The sequence below is a fragment of the Nocardioides sp. GCM10030259 genome (assembly GCF_042666375.1).
GTDB lineage: Bacteria > Actinomycetota > Actinomycetes > Propionibacteriales > Nocardioidaceae > Nocardioides.
This window is the reverse complement of sequence record NZ_JBHTDF010000025.1, coordinates 766453-787079: the sequence shown is the minus strand read 5'-3', so window position 1 is coordinate 787079 and position 20627 is coordinate 766453. Positions and strand designations below refer to the sequence as shown.

The 20627-nt window shown below is 73.5% G+C and carries 15 protein-coding genes; 6 read left to right on the top strand and 9 right to left on the bottom strand.

Features of this window, described 5'->3' with window-relative positions; genetic code table 11:
• Positions 1–2 precede the first annotated feature (2 nt).
• A complete protein-coding gene (locus ACFQQI_RS23190; protein ID WP_378568969.1) occupies positions 3–1262 on the top strand; it encodes a hypothetical protein in 1260 nt (419 codons plus the stop codon).
• Here ACFQQI_RS23190 and ACFQQI_RS23185 read toward each other — a convergent pair.
• From ACFQQI_RS23185 to ACFQQI_RS23170, 4 genes are all read right to left on the bottom strand, one after another.
• Positions 1259–1957, bottom strand: coding sequence for a hypothetical protein (locus tag ACFQQI_RS23185; RefSeq protein WP_378568968.1), 699 nt, complete (start codon positions 1955–1957; stop codon positions 1259–1261). The genes ACFQQI_RS23190 and ACFQQI_RS23185 overlap by 4 nt on opposite strands.
• A 40-nt stretch (positions 1958–1997) precedes the next feature.
• Positions 1998–2261 (bottom strand): GlsB/YeaQ/YmgE family stress response membrane protein, encoded by a 264-nt coding sequence (locus ACFQQI_RS23180; RefSeq protein WP_378568967.1) that lies wholly within the window; start codon positions 2259–2261, stop codon positions 1998–2000.
• A 38-nt stretch (positions 2262–2299) separates the two neighbouring features.
• On the bottom strand, positions 2300–3688 hold the full coding sequence (locus tag ACFQQI_RS23175; RefSeq protein WP_378568966.1) for an NAD(P)-binding protein: 1389 nt from the start codon (positions 3686–3688) through the stop codon (positions 2300–2302).
• A gap of 62 nt (positions 3689–3750) precedes the next feature.
• Positions 3751–4944 (bottom strand): GAF domain-containing protein, encoded by a 1194-nt coding sequence (locus ACFQQI_RS23170; RefSeq protein ID WP_378568965.1) that lies wholly within the window; start codon positions 4942–4944, stop codon positions 3751–3753.
• A 177-nt stretch (positions 4945–5121) separates the two neighbouring features.
• On the opposite strand from ACFQQI_RS23170, the gene ACFQQI_RS23165 reads away from it, so the two are divergent.
• Positions 5122–6957 carry an NAD(P)-binding domain-containing protein gene (locus ACFQQI_RS23165; RefSeq protein ID WP_378568964.1) on the top strand — a complete coding sequence of 612 codons (1836 nt, stop codon included), beginning with the start codon at positions 5122–5124 and terminating at the stop codon, positions 6955–6957.
• 5 nt (positions 6958–6962) lie between these two features.
• Here ACFQQI_RS23165 and ACFQQI_RS23160 read toward each other — a convergent pair whose 3' ends face one another.
• From ACFQQI_RS23160 to ACFQQI_RS23150, 3 genes are read right to left on the bottom strand one after another with little or no spacing between them, the layout of a single operon-like run.
• Positions 6963–8330: a hypothetical protein gene (locus ACFQQI_RS23160; protein WP_378568963.1), complete on the bottom strand. Its 1368-nt coding sequence runs from the start codon at positions 8328–8330 to the stop codon at positions 6963–6965.
• Positions 8331–8372: 42 nt separating this feature from the next.
• Complete coding sequence (locus ACFQQI_RS23155) at positions 8373–8681, bottom strand: lipopolysaccharide assembly protein LapA domain-containing protein (protein ID WP_378568962.1); 309 nt, start codon at positions 8679–8681, stop codon at positions 8373–8375.
• Positions 8682–8717: 36 nt separating this feature from the next.
• Positions 8718–9653 (bottom strand): Dyp-type peroxidase, encoded by a 936-nt coding sequence (locus ACFQQI_RS23150; protein WP_378568961.1) that lies wholly within the window; start codon positions 9651–9653, stop codon positions 8718–8720.
• Positions 9654–9761: 108 nt separating this feature from the next.
• Between ACFQQI_RS23150 and recC the strand changes: the two genes are divergently transcribed.
• The 4 genes from recC (at position 9762) to ACFQQI_RS23130 (ending at position 18790) form a co-directional block, all read left to right on the top strand.
• Positions 9762–13040: an exodeoxyribonuclease V subunit gamma gene (recC, locus tag ACFQQI_RS23145; RefSeq protein ID WP_378568960.1), complete on the top strand. Its 3279-nt coding sequence runs from the start codon at positions 9762–9764 to the stop codon at positions 13038–13040.
• Positions 13037–16345, top strand: a complete 3309-nt coding sequence (locus ACFQQI_RS23140; RefSeq protein ID WP_378568959.1) for a UvrD-helicase domain-containing protein — start codon at positions 13037–13039, stop codon at positions 16343–16345. The genes recC and ACFQQI_RS23140 overlap by 4 nt, the downstream gene beginning before the upstream one ends.
• Entirely contained in the window at positions 16342–18102 is a 1761-nt protein-coding gene (gene recD / locus ACFQQI_RS23135) for an exodeoxyribonuclease V subunit alpha (protein ID WP_378568958.1), read from the top strand. The genes ACFQQI_RS23140 and recD overlap by 4 nt, the downstream gene beginning before the upstream one ends.
• Before the next feature lie 61 nt (positions 18103–18163).
• Positions 18164–18790 (top strand): ACT domain-containing protein, encoded by a 627-nt coding sequence (locus tag ACFQQI_RS23130; protein WP_378568957.1) that lies wholly within the window; start codon positions 18164–18166, stop codon positions 18788–18790.
• 22 nt (positions 18791–18812) lie between these two features.
• Here the strand turns inward: ACFQQI_RS23130 and ACFQQI_RS23125 are convergent, their stop codons facing one another.
• On the bottom strand, positions 18813–20132 hold the full coding sequence (locus ACFQQI_RS23125) for an MFS transporter (RefSeq protein WP_378568956.1): 1320 nt from the start codon (positions 20130–20132) through the stop codon (positions 18813–18815).
• Positions 20133–20151: 19 nt separating this feature from the next.
• Positions 20152–20595: a nitroreductase family deazaflavin-dependent oxidoreductase gene (locus ACFQQI_RS23120; protein WP_378568955.1), complete on the bottom strand. Its 444-nt coding sequence runs from the start codon at positions 20593–20595 to the stop codon at positions 20152–20154.
• Positions 20596–20627 lie beyond the last annotated feature (32 nt).

Genomic DNA, 20627 nt, shown 5'->3' with positions numbered 1-20627 from the left:
GCGTGAACGAGGCCGACCGGCTCACCAGCCAGGCGTACGACTGGGCCGTGCAGAAGTCTCGACCCCTCGACCCGGCGCTCCTCGCGACGGTCCTGTACCTGCGGTCGGAGCACGACGGCCTGGGCCCCGACGAGTGGCCAGCCGACAGCGTCGAGCAGCTGGTGCTGGTGACGTGGCCGCGGCACGGGCCGCCTCCGCCGGACCCCGGACACCTCGGCGACACCTTGGACACGTACTGGAGCTTCCTGCGGGCCACCCGGCAGACGAGCCGCGGGTCGGCGAGGCGGTCGCGGCTGCGCAAGGAGGCGCGACGGCTGCTGCCCCGCCTCGCGGAGGCGTGCGCCCTGGCCGCCCGCGTCCCCGCCGCGCCGGCCCCCGTGGTGGCGGAACCCGTGGCGCCGGCGCCACCCGAGCCCGCCGGCCCGGTCGACCTGACGGGCCTGATCGAGCTCGCCGAGAGCGGCGACTACAACGACGTCGGACGCAGTGCCCCGCCCGCGGCGCCGGCCCCACCGGCCCCTGCTGAGGCCGCCCCGCCCGCCGATCGTGCGGATGCGGCCCACGTCGCGCGCGAACCGGGCTTCGTGAGCGCGTGCCTCACCCTCGCCGACTGGGTGGGCGAGGGCCGCGAGGTGACGGCGCGCGGACACCTGCGGCCGGCCGTCGCGCGCGAGGCCTACCGCGACCTAAACCTGTGGTCGTGGGAGCGCGAGCTCGAGGCGCTCATCTCCGGGCTCGCCGCGCCGCCCGCGCACGACGCCGCCCGCGCCGAGGCCGCCCTGCACTCCTGGCGCAGCGCCCGCGACTGCCTGCCGCTGGACCGGCTGTGGTCGGCCTGCGTCTCCACCGGTCTGGTCGACGTCGACCCGAAGGTCGCGCGGCGCAGCCCGGCCACGCCGAGGCTCGACGAGGAGTGGGTCGGGCTCGCGAACGCACTGCTCCTGGCGCTGTGCCGCCGGCTCGGTCGCGAGGTGATCGAGCCGCTGTCCGGGCTGCTCCTGATCCCGACGGGCACGCCCGACGCCCCCGTCTCCATGGCCGCGGTCCGGAGCTGGTGGATGCTGCAGCGGCCCGAGTCGTGGAGCGAGCGGCCGGAGCGGCAGTGGCAGCGACGGCTGGACGTCGTGATGGCGCACCTCCACGACGCCAACCTGTGGCGCGTCGAGGGTGACCGGATCGTCCTCACCGACCTCGGCGCCGAGTTCGCGCCGACCTTCGTGCGGGCGGTGCGCGAGGGGTTCTTCGAGGAGGAGAGCGCCTAGCGCTGGCCCTGGGCAGGCTCGGGACGGACCGGGTCGGGCTGGGACTGGGTCTGGGGGCGGGCGGCGATGACGACGGGCTGACGCCGGGCGGCCTCGATGCCCGTCACCAGCAGGTCGCGCAGCCGCGCGTCCGGGTCGCTGACCGCGGCCTTCGCCGTACCCCGGACGGCGCAGAGCATCACGGCCGGCGCGGAGTGCTTCTGGAAGCCCTTCGCCTTGATCGGCGCGGTGCCGTCGATGAAGGTGCGCGCCCACTTCGCGGCGAGCGGCACCTGGTCGAGGGCCTCGCGGATCGCGGCCCGGTCGACGACCGTCCGCTCGCCGTGTGCCGCCGCGACCTCGTCGCAGCGGATCAGCCCGGCGGCCAGTGCGCGCTGGGACTCCTCGGCGATGTCGGGCAGCGCCCGGCAGGCCACGGCCGCCGTGACGGCGGCCTCCCAGTCGAGCCCGTGGCCGCGGACGCCGACGACGTCGGGGATCAACACGATGAGCTCGCCCCGTCGGGCGTCACTCGTGTGGTCGTTGACGAGGCGGGCGAGCTGGGCGAGCAGCGGATGGGTGCACTGCGGGCGGTCGCTCCACGGCTCGTTCGCGAGCACCGACGCCATCTCCATGAAGCAGGCGCCCTTGCGTGGGGTGCGGTGCTTGCCCCGGGAGAGGACCGGCAGGCCGTCCGGGATCCCGTGCGTCTTCATCCCTCCACGATCCGCCGATGTCCCGGCGGCCGCAAGAGTTTTAGCGGATGCTCGTGCGGCTCTTGCCCGTGACCGCCTCGGCGCTGCCGACCAGCAGCACGGCCGCGACCACCGAGAGCACGAAGCCCAGGATGTTCAGCTCCCAGATGCTGCCGGTGCCGATCAGCCACGCGATGGTGCCGCCGATGAGCGATCCGACGAGGCCGAGCCCGAGGGTCGCGAGGATGCCCAGGTTCTGCTTGCCGGGTTTGAAGAGCCGGGCCAGTGCTCCGATGATCAAGCCCGCAACGAGGAAACCGACCATGCGTCCATTGTTGCTCGGGACACCCAAGAAATGCGGCGTCAGTCGGCCCCGGCCAGCGCGGCGAGCTCGGCCAGCCGGGCGACCCCGGGCCCGACGAGGTCGTTGATCCGCCCGGTCGCCTCGTCGATCGCGCGCGAGCCACCGTGGCCGGGCGGGACGCGGGCCGGGTTGAGCGCGACGTCGTCGGCCCACTTCTTGATGTCGGGCTCGGCGCCGAACATCGCCCCGTTGCGGAACCCGAGCACGTTCATGAGCGCCCACTCGCCGAGGCTGTTGCCGTACGCCGAGGGCGGGCACAGCCGGTTCTTCTCGGTGTCGTCGGAGCGGGTCGCCTCGACGTACCCGGCCAGCGCGGCGCCGAAGCACGGGAACCCGGCCCGGATCGGCTGCACCGTGATCACCTCGGGCTGCCAGATCGGGATGCGCGGCGGGCGCTTGAGGCCGTCGGCGGCGCAGTCGACGACCAGGGCGTCGCCGGGGATCGAGACCGAGCCCCGCTCGAGGTCGAGGCGGCCACGGCCGACCGTGGTGATGTGCCCCAGGCGCACGACGTGCTCGATGCTCCGCAGCTGCTCGAGCTCCCACGTGGCGAGGGTGGGCGCCTTGGCCATCGTCGGTGTCGCCCTCCGGTCTACCCGCAGCATGATGTCGGCGTCCTCGAGCCGGAGGAAGAGGTCGTCGAGCGAGGCGGATGCGGCCGACGCCTCGAGCAGGTCGGCCACCATGCCGAAGAACACCTCGGGGTCTGGCTGGATCTTCGCCCGGTTCAGCATCCACGGGTCGCGCGGGCGGATCCACGTGATCGCGTCGGGGTCCACCCCCTGTGCGAGCAGCCAGATGCAGGCGTCGGTGGCGGTCTTGCCCGACCCGACGACGACGTACCGGCCCGGGGCGTAATCGACGCGCGGCAGGAAGTTGACCGGCACCACCCTGGCCCCGTCACCGACCGCGAAGCGCGGCCCCGACTCGGCGGGGATGTCCGGGGAGAGGTAGTGGGCGTCGACGATCCGGCAGTGGTCGGGTACGACGTACCGCCGCCCCGAGATGCGGGAGACGACGGTCCGGTCCCCGACGTACTCGCATCCCCACAAGGTCTGCACGCGCTCCGACGCGACCATCCGGTCGTCGACGAGTTCGGAGTAGTAGGAGCAGATCGCGGCCTTGTCGGCGCGCTCGTGCAGCCCGGCCTCGGGTCCCCGGGCCTGCACGCGTCCGCCGCCGAGCAGGGTCGACGCGACGCCGTAGAACGTCGAGGACTGGTGCAGCCGCACGAACGGGTAGGCCTCGAGCCAGTGCCCGCCGGCGGCGTGCCGCCGGTCGACGAGGGCAACGCGCACGTCGGCGTGGTCGATCAGCGCGTCGGTGAAGGCCATCCCCGTCGCGCCGGCACCGACCACGAGGTAGTCCACGTCGAGGTGCTGCGTCACCTTGGCAGGGAAGCACGCCGGGCCGGACGCGTCCATGGCCCGGATGCGTCAGTGGCCGGGCGCTACCCGAGCACGGTGAGCCGGACGCCGGCCGCCACCCGGTAGGGCTGGGTGTCCACCAGGGCCCCCACGGCCTTGCGCAGCCGGGACATCTCCGCCCGCACCGTCACCAGGTGCTCGGCGTCGCCGAAGATCGCGTGGCTCAGCTCAGCCGCGGTCGTCCCCGCGGGGCCGGCCTCGGCCACCAGCCGCAGCAGGTCGGCGTGGCGCCGGGTCAGGGGCGCCCGCCAGGAGTCGTCGCCGGAGTCGACCTCGAGCAGCCCGGCGGCCACGTCGAGGGTCGCTGTCACCGGGGTCGCGGTGGCCGCCGGCCACACGAGCCAGCCGTCGCCGAGCCGCTCCGGCAGGCACAGCCCCAGGCCGGGTACGGCGACCGGGTGGCCGGCCCGGGGCGCCTGGATGCGGTCGCGGCGCGCGATGCCGTGGGAGTGGGCGACCCAGCCGAGGTCGTCGACGACCAGCAGCGGGCCGTTCATGCCGGCGAGCACGGGCTCCGCGGACCGCCGGATCCGCTCCAGGTGGTCGGCGTGCAGCGCCGACAGGCGGCCCTCGGCCAGCCGCACGGCGCTCTCGACCAGCACCAGGATCGCCGGGTGCAGGGTGAGGGCCGGCCCGCTCAGGTCGACCACGCCGAGCAGCTCGCCGGTGCGCGGGTCGTGCATCGGCCAGGCGCTGCAGTACCACGGGTGCTGGGCCTGCTCGAAGTGCTCCGCGGAGAAGAGCTCGACCGGCGCGCGCTCCGCCAGCGCCGTCCCGATGGCGTTGGTGCCGACGTTCGCCTCGGTCCAGACCGCACCCTCCGCGAAGCCGAGCGTGTCGGCGGTACGGCGTACTCGTGCCGAGCCCTCCCGCCACAGCACCACGCCCTCGGCGTCGGTCACGACCATGAGGAAGAGCGAGGCGTCGGCGACCGACGTCAGCACGTGCCGCAGCTCGTCGATGACCAGCGAGATCGGCGACTCGCGGCGGCGGCGCTCGACCTCGTCGACCGGCAGCGGGTCGCGCAGGTTGCGACCGGCGGCGTCGAGGCCGACGGCGAGGACGCGCTGCCAGGAGCGGAGCACGAGGTCGCGGGGAGGGCTTGCGGGGCGGGCGCCCGACAGCACGGCGTCGTGCACCCGGCGCAGCTCCCTGGCGTGGACCGACAGGTCGGTGCCGGGAGTCACGGCGCCGTGGGCCAGACGCATGGTCGTCATCCGCGCACTCCTTCCGTCCCGAGGATAGGCGCGGGATGTGACAGGCGCCACGGACCGTCCGGCGGCCCTCGGGCGCCCGTTGCAACACGCTGCAACGCTGTCGCGGCTCCTCCGGCGGGCGTTCCATGAGATCGCGGCCACGCGGCCGCAGGATCCCGAGACGCCAGGAGGTCGGACATGACCCAGACCCTCGACCGTGACGCCGCCCAGGACGCGAGCAGCCCGCAGGGCCGCGTGGATGCGTGGCTGGGGAGGTTCGAGCTCGCGCTGCAGGCCGAGGACGGTCGCGCCGTGGCGGACCTCTTCACGAAGGAGTGCTACTGGCGCGACCTGATCGCCTTCACCTGGAACATCAAGACCGTCGAGGGTCGCGAGCAGGTGGCCGACCTGGTGTCGCAGACGGCGCACAGTGCCACGCCGTACGCCTTCACCACGACCGAGACCCCGGTCGACACCGACGGGGTCGTCACCGCGTGGATCGCGTTCGAGACTGCCGTCGGCCGCGGCAACGGCCTGCTGCGCCTGCAGACCGAGGACGGCGAGGACCGCGCCTGGACGCTGCTCACCGCGCTCTACGAGCTCAAGGGCCACGAGGAGCCGCGCGGCACCCACCGCCCGATGGGCGCCGAGCACGGTGCCGACAAGCAGCGGACGACGTGGAAGGAGAAGCGCCAGGCCGAGGCCGAGAGCCTCGGCTCCACCGTCCAGCCCTACGTGCTGGTCGTCGGCGGCGGGCAGGGCGGCATCGCGCTCGGCTCGCGGCTGCGCCAGCTCGGCGTCCCCAGCCTGGTGATCGACAAGCACCCGAACCCCGGCGACCAGTGGCGCGGTCGGTACAAGTCGCTCTGCCTGCACGACCCGGTCTGGTACGACCACCTCCCGTACCTCAAGTTCCCCGACAACTGGCCGGTGTTCTCGCCCAAGGACAAGATCGGCGACTGGCTCGAGAGCTACGTCAAGGTGATGGAGGTGCCGTACTGGTCCTCCACCGAGGCGAAGTCGGCGACCTGGTCCGACGAGACCCAGGAGTGGACGGTCGAGGTCGAGCGGGAGGGCAGGCCGCTGACGCTGCGCCCCAAACAGCTCGTCTTCGCCACCGGCATGTCCGGCAAGCCGCGGATCCCCGACGTACCCGGCGCCGACGTGTTCTGCGGCGACGTGCACCACTCGTCGGCGCACCCGGGCCCCGACGCGTACGCCGGGAAGCGGGCGGTCGTGATCGGCAGCAACAACTCGAGCTTCGACATCTGCGGGGCGCTGTGGGAGCACGACGCGGACGTCACCATGGTGCAGCGGTCCTCGACCCACATCGTGCGGAGCGACTCGCTGATGGACATCGGGCTCGGTGACCTGTACTCCGAGCGCGCGGTGGCCGCGGGGGTCACCACCGAGAAGGCGGACATGATCTTCGCGTCGCTGCCCTACCGGATCCTGCACACCTTCCAGATCCCGGCGTACGAGGCGATGGCCGAGCGGGACAAGGACTTCTACGACCGGCTGGAGAAGGCCGGCTTCTGGCACGACTGGGGCGACGACGGCTCCGGGCTGTTCATGAAGTACCTGCGGCGCGGCTCGGGCTACTACATCGACGTCGGCTCCGCCGACCTCGTCGCGAACGGCGACGTCAAGCTGGCCCACGGCCAGGTCGAGCGGCTCACCGAGGATGCCGTCGTCCTCGCGGACGGCACGGAGCTGCCGGCCGACGTGGTGGTGTTCGCAACGGGCTACAACTCGATGAACGGCTGGGTCGCCGACCTCGTCGACCAGGAGACCGCCGACCGGCTCGGCAAGTGCTGGGGTCTCGGCTCCGACACCACCAAGGACCCCGGTCCGTGGGAGGGGGAGCAGCGGAACATGTGGAAGCCGACCCAGGTCCCGAACCTCTGGATGCACGGCGGCAACCTGCACCAGTCACGGCACTACTCGCTCTACCTCGCGCTCCAGCTCAAGGCCCGGCTCGAGGGCATCGACACGCCCGTCTACGGCCTCCAGGAGGTGCACCACACCGGCTGACCCGATCACGGACCGAGGCTGTACCGGGTCAGCGGCGACGGGTAGAACGGGCCCGCCATGCGGCCGAGCGTGACGCTGGTCGAGGTGGTGCTCGCGGTCACGTCGAGGGTCGTGGTGACCGGCTGCTGCCAGGTCGCGTCGATCTGGCGGCGCAGTCCCCCGTGGGGGCCCAGCCGGAAGGACGTGGCAGCGACCGTCGAGTGGTCGACACCGGGTCGGTGCCGAACGTAGGCGATGGCGCCGTGCCCGTTGGCGCTGACCGACAAGTCCATCGCACGCCCGAAGACGGCGGCGTCGGTGAGATCGGTGCGCCACTTCAGGTCGTGCACGGAGGGCCGCGCGCGGTGCGGCGCCCACGTCGCGAACCACGGCCGGGCGGTGCGCCGGTCGCCGACCGCCTGCCAGGCGGCGACGCCGAGCCCCGAGCGAGTGGTCGCGGCGGACGCGGTCAGGACCTGGCGGCTCCATCGGGGCGACGACCAGAACCGTGGGGAGCCGGGCCTGCCGGACAGGAGGACGACCCGGTCCGCCCGGCCGTTGACCTCGCCGGTCGAGCGCGACTGGACCACGGTGGCCAGGATGCGCCCGGCGGCCAGGTCGATGCCGTACGGGTCGATGCCGCCGTCGCGGTAGGCGCGGGTGAACCGGTGCGTCCACCGCCCTGTCGTGTCGTCGTAGGTCTCGATGCGGAGCCGGCCGCCGAACCAGTAGCCGGGCTCGTCCTCGAACCCGGCACCGCGCAGGGCCACCAGGTTCCCTCCGTCGTTGATCGCGGCGACGAGGTCGCCTCCCGACGACCCGAGCTCGCGGCGTTCGAGGTCGCGCCAGCCGAGGTCGGCGTGGTAGCTGGTCACGCGGTGCGGACGCCCGTACCGGCTGTTGCTGGTGAAGACGACGTACTGGCCGCGCGGCGAGTAGTCCAGCGACCCCAGCTCGCCCTCGGGCTGCACGTGCGAGACCCAGCCGTCGTCACCGGTCCACACCAGCTCGACGAGCCTGGTCGGAGGGTCCTCGAGCCCGGTCGTGGCCTGGCACTCCACGGCGACGGCGACGTTCGCCAGTGCGGTGACGGCCTCGACGGGTCGGCAGGACTCGGCGTCGCCGACGGTGGTGACCTCGGTGCCGGGGCCCAGGGTGCCCGCTGCCGTCCGGCGCTGGTCGTAGATGGTCGCGTCGTCCGGACCGCCGACGCTGATCAGGGCGGTGGTCCCGTCGGCCAGGGCGACCGCGAGGGTGCTGCCGCCCGCCTCCTGCAGTGGGCCCCACTCGGGATCGTCTGCACGGGCTGGACCGGGTGCGGCCACTGCGGCCAATGCGGCCACTGCGGCCATGGCGGCCGCGCAGAGAGCGGACAGGCGGCGGTGCACCAACATGACGTCCCCCGAGATAGGCGGACGTCCCACTGTAGTCAGGCCTCAGGTCCGGTCGCGGCGTACCCGGCGGCGCAGCTGCCAGATGCGCAGCGTGCCCACCACGGCGGTGATCACGACGCCCGCCGCGCTGGCGATGAGCAGCGCCACGGCCAGCGGAACGGTGCCGTCCCAGCCGAGGAAGGAGATGTGCACGTCGTCGGTGTTCTGGGCGATGAACGTGACCAGCAGCACCAGCAGTACCGCTGCGATGATCACCGCCGTCCAGGCGCCGCTGGTGCGCGACCGGCGCAGCGGGTCCTTCGGGCGAGGGGTCGGCTCGGTGACCTCGGGCTCGGGCGTCTGCTCCGTCATGAGCGAGAGGTACCCGTGCGACGGGGGTTGTAGCGGTCAGCCCTCGAGCTGGTCGACCGTCGGCACGTAGAAGAGCGCGCCGGTTGTGGCGGTGGAGACCTCCAGCAGACGGTCGGTGGTGCCGGGCGGGTCGCCGAGGAACATGTTGCGCAGCATCCGCTCGATCACCCCGGGGTCGCGGGTGTAGCCGATGAAGTAGGTGCCGTACTCGCTGCCGCCGTCCGCAGCTCCGGCGAGGCTGCCGAAGGGCATGTTGTCGCGCAGGATCTGGAGCTCGGTGCCGTCGTCGTCCTCGATGCTGGTGAGCGCGGTGTGGGCGCCGGCGGCCTTCTGGTCGTCGGGGAGCTCGATGTCGGAGAGCTTCTCGCGGCCGACCGCGGCCTCCTGCTGCTCGACGGTCATCGCGTTCCACGCGTCGAGATCGTGCAGGTACTTCTGGATGATCACGTAGCTCCCGCCCGCGAACCCCGGGTCCTCGTCGCCGACCAGCAGCGCCCGGTCCACGGAGACGCCGACGGGGTTCTCGGTGCCGTCGACGAAGCCGAGCAGGTCACGCCGGTCGAAGTAGCGGAAGCCGTGCACCTCGTCGACGACGGTCGCCGCCCCGCGCAGCCGCTGGGTGAGTCGGGAGGCGAGCTCGAAGCAGAGGTCCTGCTGCTCGGCCTTGATGTGGAAGAACAGGTCGCCGGGCGTCGCCGGCGCGTGGTGCCGCGGCCCGTGGATCTCCTCGAACGGGTGGAGTCCCACTGGCCGGGTGCCACCGAAGACCCGGTCGTACGCCGCGCTGCCGACACCGACCACGCACGAGAGGGCGGCCTCGACGTTGCGGAACCCGATCGCCCGCGACATCCCGGGCGCGTCGGCCAGCACCTCGCGGACCGTCTCCTCTCCGCCGGGCTCCAGGGTGAGCACGACGAAGACCGCCGCACGGGTGAGGGGAGTCGTCACGGGCTGCGGCTCGGGCGCGGTCATGGGGCCAGTCTGGCGTCAGCCCGGGATCGTCGCAGCCGGGTCCGTCGGGGTCGACGAAACTCCCGGCGGCCCACCGGCCTTGTCCCCGGCACCCCATAGGGTCGGCGCGTGAGCCTGCAGATCCACCGAGCCGCGCGGACCGACGTCCTCGCCGACCGCCTCGGTGACCTGCTCGCGACACCCCTCGACGACCCGTTCGCGGAGGAGGTCGTGGTCGTCCCCGCCAAGGGAGTGGAGCGCTGGCTCACCCAGCGCCTGAGCCACCGGCTCGGCACCGGCCCCCGGGGCGGCGACGGCGTGTGCGCCGGGGTCCGGTTCCTCAACCCGCGCAGCCTCGTCAGCCTGCTGCTCGGCCGCGAGCGCGACGACCCGTGGGACCCCGAGCGGCTGGTCTGGCCGCTGCTCGCGACGATCGACGAGAGCCTCGACGACCCCGGGTTCGCCACGCTCGCCCGGCACCTCGGCCACGGCCTCGACGGGCCCGACGGCGAGCTGCGCCGCAGTCGCCGCTACTCGGTCGCGATCCGGCTGGCCAGCCTGTTCGCGTCGTACGCCGTGCAGCGACCGTCGCTCGTCACCGGCTGGCGCGACGGCGACGACGGCGACCTCGCCGACGACCTGCGCTGGCAGGCGGAGCTGTGGCGGCGGCTCCTGGGGAAGGTCGACGCCCCGCCGCCCGACGTCCGGCACACCGAGACCTGCGCCGCGCTCAAGGCGGGCGGCACGGACCTCCCGCTGCCCGGACGGCTGAGCCTCTTCGGCCACACCCGCATCCCCGGCACCGAGGTCGAGCTGCTGCGGGCGCTGGGCGAGAACCGCGACGTCCACCTCTTCCTGCCCCAGCCCTCGCCGACCCTCTGGGACGACCTGGCCGGGCTCGGCGGGGTCGTGCCGCGCGACGAGGACACCTCGGCCGAGCGGGTCGGTCATCCGCTGCTCGCCTCGCTCGGCCGCGACGCCCGCGAGCTGCGGCGCACGCTCGACGGCATCGACGCGGAGCTCGTGCCGACCCCGGGCGGCGACGCCGGCACGCTGCTGGGCTGGCTCCAGCACGACCTGCGCGCCAACCACGCCCCGACGTACGCCGAGCGCGCCGACCGTCAGCTCGACGACGCCGACACCACGCTGCAGGTGCACGCCTGTCACGGGTCGGCCCGTCAGGTCGACGTGCTGCGCGAGGTGCTGGTCGGGCTGCTCGAGGACGACCCGACGCTCGAGCCGCGCGACATCCTCGTGATGTGTCCCGACATCGAGACCTACGCCCCGCTGATCTCGGCCGGCTTCGGGCTCGCGACGACCGACGGGCACCCGGCCCACCTGCTCCGCGTCAAGCTCGCCGACCGCGCGCTCACCAGCACCAACCCGCTGCTCGCCGTCGCCGGCCAGGTGCTGGAGCTGTCCGGCGGTCGGGTCACCGCAGCCGACGTGCTCGACCTGGCGGGCCGGGAGCCGGTCCGGCGGCGGTTCGGGTTCACGGACGACGAGCTCGACCGGGTCAACCGCTGGGTGTCGCGTGCCGGAGTGCGCTGGGGCATCGACGGCGACACGCGCCGGACCTTCGGGATGGAGCGGTTCGAGCACAACACCTGGCGAGCCGGTCTCGACCGCATCCTGCTCGGCGTCGTGATGAGCGGCGACGACCACCGTCACCTCGGCCGCGGCCTGCCGCTCGACGACGTCGGCAGCAACGAGATCGACCTCGCGGGCCGGCTGGCCGAGCTCGTCGAGCGGCTCGCCACCACGCTGAACGGACTGGCTGACGCGCGGACCGTGGCCGAGTGGACCGCGCGGCTGCGCGACGGCGTCCGCGCTCTCACCGACGTCGCGGCCGACGACGCGTGGCAGCTGCCGCAGTTCGAGCGCGAGCTCTCCCGGGCCGCCGCGTCGTCACGCGAGGGCGAGATCGAGCTGCGGCTCTCCGACGTGCGGGCGATGCTGCAGTCCCGACTGGCCGGTCGCCCCACCCGTGCCAACTTCCGCACCGGCACGCTCACCGTCTGCACGATGGTCCCGATGCGCTCGGTGCCCCACCGCGTGGTCTGCCTGGTCGGCCTCGACGACGGCGTCTTCCCGCGCGCGGGCGCGCGCGACGGCGACGACGTCCTCGGCCGCCGGCCGCTCACCGGCGAGCGCGACGCCCGCAGCGAGGACCGGCAGCTCCTCCTCGACGCCGTGCTCGCCGCGACCGAGCGCCTCGTCATCACCTACACGGGCGCCGACGAGCAGTCCGGCGCGTCCCGCCCGCCCGCCGTACCTCTCGGCGAGATCCTCGACGCCGCCGACCGCACCACCGCCGAGCCCGTCCGCGACCGCATCGAGACCCGGCACCCCCTCCAGCCGTACGACGCGCGCAACTTCGCCCCCGAGCGGCCGTTCAGCTTCGACACGGCGGCGTACGCCGGGGCGCGCTCGGCCTGGAGCGTCCGCCACGAGCCGCCGCCGCTGCTCCACGGCCCGCTGCCCGAACGCACCCACGAGGACGTCTCGCTGCAGGACCTCAAGGCGTTCCTCGTCCACCCGGTGCGGGCGTTCCTGCGGGAGCGGCTCGACGTGGCGACGCCGTTCGAGCCCGACGACCTCGCCGACGCGATCCCGGTGACGCTGGACAACCTGGAGAAGTGGCAGGTCGGCGACCGGCTGCTCCGCGAGCTGCTCGCCGGGCACGACCCGGTCGCGGTGATGACCGCCGAGCAGCTCGCCGGCACGCTCCCGCCGGGCGGTCTCGGCCGGGCCGCGCTCACCGAGGTCACCGAGGAGTGCGAACGGCTCTGGACGCGCACCGTCGACCTGCGCCAGGGCGAGCGCCGTTCGGTGGACGTCGATGTCGACCTCGGCGACGGGCGCCGGGTCACCGGCACCGTGCCGGGCGTCTACGGCAGCCGGGTCGTCTCGCTCGGCTACTCACGGCTCAAGGCCCGCCAGCGGCTCCAGACCTGGGTCGACCTGCTGGCGCTGAGCTCGTCGTACCCCGACGAGCACTGGACCGCCCACGCCGTCGGCCGCGAGCGCGCCGGCCCGAAGCGTGCGCTGTCCGGGCCGCTCGACCACCGCGCCGTCGCCTGGCTGCGCGACCTCGTCGACCTGCGCGAGCGTGGGCTCCGTGAGCCGCTGCCGGTGCCGGTCGCGACCGGTGCGGCGTGGGCAGAGGCCCACCTGCGCGAGCAGATGGGACAGGACTTCTCGCCCGCCGAGGCCGCGCGGCGCGAGTGGGAGACCGACCCCCACAACCAGTTCGGGATCACCGGCGAGGACGACGACGCCTACCACCAGCGCGTGTGGGGCCCCCGCGCGCCGCTGCGGGTGCTGCTCGACGACGGCCTGGGTGACTACGCCTGGCGGATCTGGGAGCCGCTGCTCACCGGCGCCGAGAAGGTGGGGCCGTTGTGAGCCCCTTCGACATCTGCGGCCCGCTGCCCACCGGCACCGTGCTCCTCGAGGCCAGCGCCGGCACCGGCAAGACCTGGACGATCGGGGCCCTCGTGACGAGGTACGTCGCCGAGGGGGTCGCCCGGCTCGAGCAGATGCTCGTGGTGACGTTCGGCCGCGCCGCGAGCCAGGAGCTGCGGGAGCGGGTGCGCGCCCAGCTCGTCGAGGCCGAGCGCGTCCTCAGCGACGACCCGGCGATCGGGGTCGTCACCGACTCGGACCTGACGACCCTGCTGCGCGGGTGGGACCCCGAGCGACGCCGGCTCGGCCACCGGCGGGTCACCGAGGCCTTGGCCGGCTTCGACGCGGCGACGATCGCGACCACCCACCAGTTCTGCTCGATGGTGCTCGACTCGCTCGGTACGGCGGGCGACACCGACTCCCGCGCCCGGCTGGTCGAGGACCTCGACGACCTCGTGAAGGAGACCGTCGACGACCTCTTCCTGCGGGCGTTCGCCTTCGACGAGGGCGGGCCGGTCTTCACCCACGCCGAGGCGATGGCGATCGCGCGCGCCGCGGTCGGCGACCCGCAGGCCCGCCTCGAGCCGACCGGCGAGGACCGCAGCACGGTCGCCGGCCGCAAGGTCAGCTTCGCCAACGCAGTCCGCGTCGAGCTCGACCGGCGCAAGCGCCGGCTCGGCATCCTGTCCTACGACGACCTGCTGTCCCAGCTCGCCGACGCGCTCGAGGACGAGGACGGCGCGGCGGCGCAGCGGATGCGGCAACGCTGGCAGATCGTGCTGGTCGACGAGTTCCAGGACACCGACCCGGTGCAGTGGCAGGTGCTCGACCGGGCGTTCACCGGCCACGCCACGATGGTGCTGATCGGCGACCCCAAGCAGGCGATCTACGCCTTCCGCGGCGGTGACGTCACGACGTACCTCCAGGCGGCCGAGACCGCGCGGACCCGGCAGACGCTCGCGGTCAACTGGCGCAGCGACAAGCCGCTGCTCGACTCGTTCCAGCGGCTGCTCGCCGGCGCCGCGCTCGGCGACGAGCGGATCGTGGTGCGCGACGTGACCGCCCACCACGGCGAGAGCCGCCTGGCGGGGGCGCCGGTGCCCGATCCCTTCCGGGTGCGGGTCGTGCGTCGCGAGACCTTCAACCGCCGCGGCGGCACGATGCTCACGGTCGGCCAGGTGCGGCCCCACGTCGCGCGCGACCTCGCCCTCGACGTACGCCGCCTGCTCGCGTCGAGTGCGACGTGGTGCGACCGGCCGATCCGGCCGCGCGACATCGCGGTCATCAGCTACCGCCACGCCGACCTCGCGGCCGTGCGCGAGGCGCTGCTCGCCGTCGGGGTGCCGGCGGTGATCGCCGGTGGTGGCAGTGTCTTCGCGACGCCCGCCGCCGTCGAGTGGCTGACGCTGCTGGAGGCGCTGGAGCAGCCGCACCGCAGCACCCGCGTGCGGTCGGCAGCGCTCACCTGCTTCTTCGGCCACACCGCCGCCGACCTCGACCGCCGCGGCGACGACCTCACCGACGAGGTGGCCGACACCCTGCGGGCCTGGGTCGAGCTCTTCACGACCCGCGGCCTCGCGGCGGTGCTCGAGGCGGCCAACGTCGCGGGCCTGCCGGCGCGCGTGCTCGCCGAGGTCGGCGGCGACCGTCGCCTGACCGACCTGCGCCACATCGGCGAGGCGCTCCACGAGGTCACGCTCACCGAGCGCCACGGGCTGGTCTCCCTGCTCACCTGGCTGCGCGAGCAGGTCACCGAGGGCCGCGCCGGCCGCGGCATCGAGCGCACCCGGCGCCTGGACTCCGACGCCGCCGCCGTGCAGCTCGTGACCATCCACGCCAGCAAAGGCCTCGAGTACCCCGTCGTCTACCTCCCCGCCCTCGCCGACCGGTTCGTCCCCAAGCCGACCCGGCCGCTCTTCCACGACGACGACGGCCACCGCTGCCTCGACGTCGGCGGGGCCGGCGCCGACTGGGGCGACCACTGCCGACGGTGGGCCGACGAGGAGGCCGGGGAGTGGCTGCGGCTCCTGTATGTCGCGATCACCCGCGCCAAGTCGCAGGTCGTCGCGTGGTGGGCGCCGACCAAGAACGCGGTCGCGTCCCCGCTCCACCGGATGTTGATGCGCGCCGCCGACGCCGCGGAGGTGCCCGACGCCCCGCCGGTGCCCGACGACGACGCGGTGGTCCCGCTGTTCGCCGAGTGGCGCGACCGGGGCGGTCCGTCCCCCGAGCCGGCCGTGCACCAGGACCCGGGAGATGACCCGCCCGCCGATGAGCCGCCGCCGCTCGTGGCGCGGTCGTTCACTCGTGAGGTCGACACCGAGTGGCGGCGCGCGTCGTACTCCTCGCTGAGCAGGCTCGAGGTCGCCACCGGCCCGGCCGGCGCGGTCGTCAGCGAGCCCGAGGTGACCGGCAAGGACGACGAAGCGCTCGAGCCCTTCGAGACGGTCGCAGAACGACCTCCTCAGGAACCACCCGCGCTCGTCGTCGCGCCGACGCCGGTCGTCGGTGACGTGCCGTCGCCGATGGCTGGGCTGCCGGTGGGCGCGACGTTCGGGTCGCTGGTCCACGCGGTGCTCGAGCACACGGACCCCGACGCGGCCGACCTGCGCGCGGAGCTGCTCGGCCACATCGACGAGCAGCTCGGCTGGTGGCCCGTGGAGCTCGACCGCGAGGAGCTGGCGGACGCGCTGGTCGCCGTCTGCGACTCCCCGCTCGGTCCGCTGGCAGGCACGACGTTGCGGCAGGTCCCGCTGGCCGACCGGCTGCGCGAGATGGAGTTCGAGCTCCCGCTGGGCGACGGCCTCCTCGGCGACCTCGCGCCGGTGCTGGAGCGGCACCTGCCCGCGGGCGACCCGGTGCGGGCGTACGCCGAGCAGCTCGCCGGTCCGCTCGGGGAGCAGACCCTGCGCGGCTACCTCACCGGGTCGGTCGACGTCGTGCTGCGACTCCCCGGCCCGACGTACCTGGTCGTCGACTACAAGACCAACTGGCTCGGCCCGGTCGACGAGCCGTTGACCGCCCACAGCTATCGGCCCGAGGCGCTCGACGAGGCGATGGGCCACTCCGACTACCCGCTCCAGGCGCTGCTCTACGCCGCGGTGCTGCACCGCTTCCTGCGCTGGCGGCAGCCCGGCTACGACCCGGAGCAGCACCTCGGCGGCGTGCTCTACCTCTACCTGCGCGGCATGTGCGGACCCGAGACGCCGCTCGTCGACGGGGCGCCCTGCGGGGTGTTCGCGTGGCGTCCCCCCGTCGCGCTGGTCGAGGAACTGTCCGACCTCCTGGACGGCGGGGCACGATGACGGAGCTGTTCGAGCCGGTCGAGCACGACTGGCGGATCGCGACCGGGGCCGGCGGGCTGCTCGCGACGTACAACGCGGCCGGGGTGCTCACCGCCTCCGACGTCCACGTCGCGACCCGGCTCGGGGTGCTCGGGGGCGAGGACGACGAGCGCGTGCTGCTGGCGGCGGCGCTCGCGGTGCGGGCGGTGCGCCGCGGCTCGGTCTGCCTCGACCTCGCCACGGTCGCCGACACGGCGCCCGAGCTCGCCTGGCCTGACCGCGACGAGTGGGCGCGTGCCATCGAGGCGTCGGCGCTGGTCGCCGCGGGCGCGCTCCACTGGGAGCTCGGCCTGCTCTACCTCGACCGATACCACCGGCTCGAGACGCAGGTCTGCGACGACCTCGAGGCGCGCCTCGCGCTCGCCGCACCCGCGGTCGACGAGGCGCGGCTCGAGGCCGCGCTCACGAAGGTGCGCGGCGAGCACTTCAGCGACGAGCAGCGGGACGCCGTCGTGGCGGCTGTGCGCCGTCGTACGGCGATCCTCACCGGAGGCCCCGGCACCGGCAAGACGACCACGGTCGCGCGGCTGCTCGCGCTGCTCGCCGACCAGGCGGACGGCGGCCTCGCGATCGCGCTGGCCGCACCCACCGGCAAGGCGGCGACCCGACTCCAGGAGGCCGTCGCCTCCGAGCTCGCGGTCGTGGCCAAGTCGTGGCCCGAGGCGCCCGGGCTCGTCGGCCGCCTCGACGGGCTGACGCTGCACCGGCTGCTCGGCTGGCGGCCCGACAACGCGACCCGCTTCCGCCACGACCGCGGCAACCGGCTCAAGTACGACGTGGTCGTCGTCGACGAGTCCTCGATGGTCGAGCTGACGATGATGGGCCGGCTGCTCGAGGCCCTGCGGCCCGACTGCCGGCTGGTGCTGGTCGGCGACCCGCGCCAGCTCACCTCGGTCGGCGCCGGCGCGGTGCTCAGCGACCTGGTCGCCGGCTTCGAGGATCGCGCGGACTCGCCGGTCTCGGCGCTGAGCACCAACTTCCGCTCCGAGGAGGACATCAAGTCGCTCGCCGAGGCGCTGCGCGCCGGCGACGCCGACCTCGCGCTCGACGTGCTCCGCCGGCCCTCGGAGCAGGTCTCGTGGGTGGACACCTCCGACGAGGCCGAGGTCGAGGCGGCGCTGCGGCCCGAGTCGCTGGCCGCGGCGCGGGCGGTGTGGGAGGCGGCGACCGCCGAGGCCCCGGAGCGGGCCATCGAGGAGCTCGACCGCTACCGGCTGCTCTGCGCCCACCGCGAGGGGCCCTACGGCGTACGCCGGTGGAACCAGCGCGTCGAGCGCTGGCTCGGCGAGGACCCCGACGTGGACGTCTACGGCGAGTGGTACGTCGGCCGCCCCCTGCTGGTGACCAGCAACGACTACGCGCTCGACGTCTACAACGGCGAGACCGGCGTGGTGGTGCGGCAGGGAGCGCGACGGCGCGCGTTCGTGGCCGGGTCGGAGCGGCTCAAGGAGTTCGCGCCCGGCCGCCTCGACGCGGTCGAGACCATGCACGCGATGACCATCCACAAGAGCCAGGGCAGCCAGGCCGACCGGGTGACGGTGCTGCTGCCGGAGGAGGGCTCCCGCCTGCTCACCCTCGAGCTGTTCTACACGGCGGTCACCCGCGCTCGGCAGCACGTGCGCGTGGTCGGCTCCGAGGCCGCCGTACGCGCGGCCGTCGCCACGCGCGCACAGCGTGCCACGGGCCTGCGGCTCCGCCTGGCGGCTTCCGCGGACTGATCAGGGCGAAACACCTGCGCAATCGATCGGGTCTATGGTCAGGGGCAGATTGGAGTGTGCGATGCCCTTCCTGCTGCGTGTGGAGCTGCCCGACGTGCCGGGTTCGCTCGGGCGACTCGCGGCGGCCATCGGTGAGGCCGGCGGTGACATCGAGGCGATCGAGATCGTGGAGAAGCGCCACGACGGCGTGGCCGTCGACGACGTGCTGCTCGAGACCGCGCCGGGCGGGATGCCCGACTCGATCGTGTCGGCGTGCAACGCCCTCGACGGCGTACGCGTCGTCTGGATCAGCCGGTACGGCGCCGGCGGCAACCTGTTCCTCGACCTCGAGGCCGTCGAGGAGCTCACCGCCGATCCCGAGGTCGCGCTCGACCGGCTGATCGACCTGCTGCCGGTGACGTTCCGCGTGGACTGGGCGCTCCGGGTGAGCAAGGTCGACGGGATCGTCTACACGACCGAGGCCGCTCCCAGCGACCTCGGCTGGGTGCCCATCGACCGGGCGGCGCCGATCGAGACGGGCGACGACAACGCCATCGCCTGCGCGGCCCGCCTGAACAAGACCGAGATCGTGGTGATCGGCCGCCGCGGCGGCCCCGCCTTCCTCGACTCCGAGATCGCCCGCCTCGGCCACCTCGTCGGCCTCGCGATGTCGATCGCCCGCGCCGCCGCGAAGGCCCACGCCCACTGACCCGTCAGGGACTACCCGACCGTCAGGGCACCGACCGGATCCGCGTGACGAACACCGAGCCGAGCACGGCCGCCGCGAAGGCGCTCAGGTAGAGCACGCAGTAGCCCACCGAGAAGCCGTCGCCGTTGGTCTCGGTGACGCCGCCGAGCGACTCGACGAGGATGAGGATCAGCGCGGCGATGCCGGGGGCGAAGACCTGGGGCAGCGCGTTGGCGATGTTGATGACGCCCAGGTCCTTGGCGCGGTCCTCGGCGCCCGGCAGCACCTGGGTGATCAGCGCGAAGTCGACCGAGACGTAGATGCCGTAGCCGACGCCCATCAGCACGGCCGCGACGACGGCGGCCGGCCACGACTGGACGACCGCGAGCATCAGCGTCGCGCTGCCCGCGACGACGCCCGACCAGATCACGAAGACCTTCCGCTTGCCGCTGCGATCGCTCCACATGCCGAAGCCGACCGCCGTGGCCATCACGATCACGCCGTAGATCGCGGTCAGCAGGAAGACGCGGTCGTCGGCGTCCTCCTTGGCGAAGCCGAGCACGTCCTGCATGTAGTAGAGGAGGTAGAGCAGCCCGAGCGCGTTGCAGAGGTTGACCAGGAAGCGCGTGATCCACGCCCACGCGAAGTCCGGGTAGGCACGCGGTGACACCCAGAAACCGCGAAGGAACACGCCCCACCGGAAGGGCGGCGGGTGCTCGTCGGGCGCGAGCGGGATGTCACGGGAGTCGAGACACCACGGGATCGTGAGCACGACGAGTACGACGGCGGTCGCGGTGTAGCCCGCCGCGATGCTGCCGGTCACCGCCGCGATGCCGGTGCCGCCGATGACGCCGACGGTCTGGGCGATCGCGAGGATGCCGCCGATCGTGCCGCGCCGGTCGACCGGGACCTGGTCGGGCACGGTGGCGGTGACGGCCGCGAGCATCGCGTTGAGGGTGGCCTGCACGCCGCACCAGCCGAGCGCCATCACCACGACGCTGTCGGCGACGCTCAGCACCAGCAGCGACAGCGCGCCACCGGCCGCGCCGCCGATCACCCACGGCAGCCGCCGGCCCATCCGCAACCGGGTCCGGTCCGAGAACGCGCCGAAGACCGGGTTGCAGACCACCGACGTCGCCGCGCCCAGCCCGAGCACGATCGAGAGGATCTGCTTCTTGCTCTCCTCGTCGATGGCCTCGGCCTGCTGCGCGAGCAGCACCTGGATCGGGCCGAAGAAGCCGGCCCACAACCCGATGCTCGCCAGCGTCAGGAACGCCACCCACCGCGCGGGCGGGCTCTGGAGCGGCTCGGCCAGCGCGGATCTGCGCAGCGCTGGCCCAGAGGGGCCTGTGTCGGTGGTCACAGGCGCATTGTGCTGGCTTTCAGGCCCGTTCGAGCAGGAAGACCGGGATCTCGCGGTCGGTCTTCTCCTGGTACTCGGCGTACGGCGCGTACTGCGCGACCGCGCGCTCCCACCACTCGGCCCGCTCGGAGCCCTCGGCGACGCGGACGCGGTAGACGTGCTTCTCGCCCTTGTCCTGGAGCTCGACCTCGGGGTGGGAGAGGAAGTTGTGGTACCAGGTCGGGTGCTCCGGAGCGCCGCCCTTCGAGGCGACCGCGGCGTAGACGCCGTCCCGCTCGACACGCATCACGGGGTTCTTGCGGAGCTTGCCGGACTTCGCGCCCTTCGAGGTGATCACCACGATCGGCCACTCCGGCTTGCCCCTCAGGATGTTGGCCTCCTGGCCGTTGGTGGCCTCGAACTTCTCCACCTGGTCGCGGACCCACTTCGCGGGGCTGGGCTCGTACTCGCCTTCCAGTGCCATACCTGCCCAATGCCCACGGGCAGCGCCCGCAT